General features: G+C 60.7%; 2 protein-coding genes. Both read right to left on the reverse strand.

What is annotated here, in order from left to right:
- Positions 1-87: 87 nt before the first annotated feature.
- Positions 88-1,401, reverse strand: a complete 1,314-nt coding sequence (hisD, locus tag NW815_RS03170) for a histidinol dehydrogenase (RefSeq protein ID WP_414343017.1) — start codon at positions 1,399-1,401, stop codon at positions 88-90.
- A gap of 247 nt (positions 1,402-1,648) precedes the next feature.
- Positions 1,649-2,192: hypothetical protein (locus tag NW815_RS03175; RefSeq protein ID WP_414415696.1), on the reverse strand; the 544-nt coding region annotated here is incomplete at its 5' end.

The raw sequence follows: 2,192 nt of genomic DNA on the forward strand, positions 1-2,192 counted from the left end.
TAGTGGTGAGTGGATAGTGACTAGCCACTAGTCCCTAACAGAGGGTGGGGCTTCCCGGCGGTCTAGCTAACTGCGACCAGGGCTTGATTAGCGCTCCTCCGCCAACCGCACCTGTACCGACTGGCCGTGGGCGGGCAACCCTTCCGCTTGTGTGAGAGCCTGAATGGCGCTGGCCACCTCCCGCAAAGCCGCTGAGCTGTATTGAATCAGACTGGAATGCTTTAGGAAAGTTTCCACCCCCAAAGCCGAGGCATAGCGGGCCGCACCGGCGGTGGGCAAGGTATGGTTGGGGCCAGCCAGGTAATCTCCTACCGCCTCCGGAGTATGGTGGCCCAAGAAAATGGCCCCCGCATGGCGAATGGGATCCAACAAAGCCCAGGGATCGGCCACCTGCAATTCCAAATGTTCTGGCGCAAACAGGTTGGACAAAGCCACTGCCGCCGTCAGATCCGGCACCACCGCAATCAGACCGTAGTTCACCACCGACTTTTCCACCATCAGACGGTTGGGATGGGCCTCCATCTGGGTGGCCACCGCCTGCTGCACCTGCTGGGCCAGCTGGAGATCGGTGGTCAGAAGGATGGCCGCCGCCAAGGGATCGTGCTCGGCTTGGGCCAGCAAATCGGCAGCCACATAAAGGGGGTTGGCGCTCTCGTCGGCGATGATCAACACCTCCGATGGCCCGGCCAGCGAGTCGATCCCCACCGTGCCGTACACCAGCTTTTTGGCCAAAGTTACGTAGATGTTGCCGGGGCCGGTGATCACGTCCACCTTGGGGATGGTCTCGGTGCCGTAGGCCAAAGCCCCTATTGCCTGAGCCCCTCCAACGCGATAGATGGTGTGGATGCCTACTTCTTGGGCGGCCACCAAAATGGCCGGGCTAATCCCCTTGCCCCCCGAGCCGTCGGATCCCGGTGGCGTCACCATCACAATCTCGGGCACCCCTGCCACCTGGGCCGGGATGGCGTTCATCAACACCGTGCTGGGATAGGCGGCTCGCCCTCCCGGAATGTAGAGGCCGGCGCGATCCACAGGGCGGTATTGCTTGCCCAAGACGATCTCAGGGCCGGGAAAGCTTACCCAACTGCTGGGCACCCGCTGCCGGTGAAAAGCTTCAATGCGCTGCTTGGCCAGCCGTAGGGCTGAAAGCAATTGCGGAGATACCGCCTGGTAAGCTGCCTCTAGCTCGGCCCCAGACACCTTCAGCTCGGCAACGCTCAGCTCCACCTGGTCAAACTCAGCCGTATAGGCCAGCAGGGCACGATCCCCCTGACGGCGTACCGCTTGCAGGATCTCCCGCACGGTTGCTTCACGGTGCAGGTTCTGGTCAGCCTGAGTGCGCTCCGAGATCCGTCTAAGCTCGGCTTCAGCCTCGGCTAGCTGGGTGACGATTCTCAGCATGGCAACTCCTTCGCATAGCGCGCCGTAACCCCATACTAACGAGGGATCCGGCGGCATCGCGGTAGCAAGGCGGATCTTTCGCTGGGTCGGCTTGCGGCGACAAGAAGGGACATCCCCAGGCAGGGATCTTGTCTGCACCTGGCGCGATCCGGGTTGATCATGGTCATAGCTTAGCCTGGATTTTCCTCGACCAAGAGCCGGGTAGAGTTCGCCGATAGCCCTACTTAGGAAAAAGCCTGCCCCTTTTTCATAGGCCCAGTTCTGTCGATTTGATCAAGTTGCGAAAATCGTGGATTACCTCTTCACAGCGACGGAAAAAAGCCAGCACCCAATCCCGTAGCACCCTTTGCTGAGATTCGTCCAGTTCCTTGAGGGATCCCCGGTAGTGGATCTGGCCGCTGCGCTCGATCTCGAACTGGTTCAGCCATTCTGCTTTGGATCCCTGGCGTTCCACCACTTCCTGCCGTGCTGCCTTCCAATAGTTGACGATCACCGCCTTGCCCAAATAGCCGGTTGTAATCTGGCAGAGACGGTTCAGAGATTGCACGAAGACATCCATCTCCATGCGCGGGCCCGCCGCAGGAGCGGAACTGGGCTGGGTAGCGTTCCGGCCTGCCTCCGCCTGGCTGGTAAATAGACGAAAGGTGGCCAAGCCCTTTGGCGTATCCTGCTGCAGCTCGGCTCGCAGGCGGTTCACGGCCAAGGTGTAAACCGGCATCACCAGCTCGTCATTCACCGCCACCAGCAGCGCCCATTCCGGCCCAAGGGGGTAAACGAAAACCCGCTGCTCG

This window comes from Synechococcus sp. R6-7 (genome assembly GCF_047461695.1).
Taxonomy (GTDB): Bacteria; Cyanobacteriota; Cyanobacteriia; order Thermostichales; family Thermostichaceae; genus Thermostichus.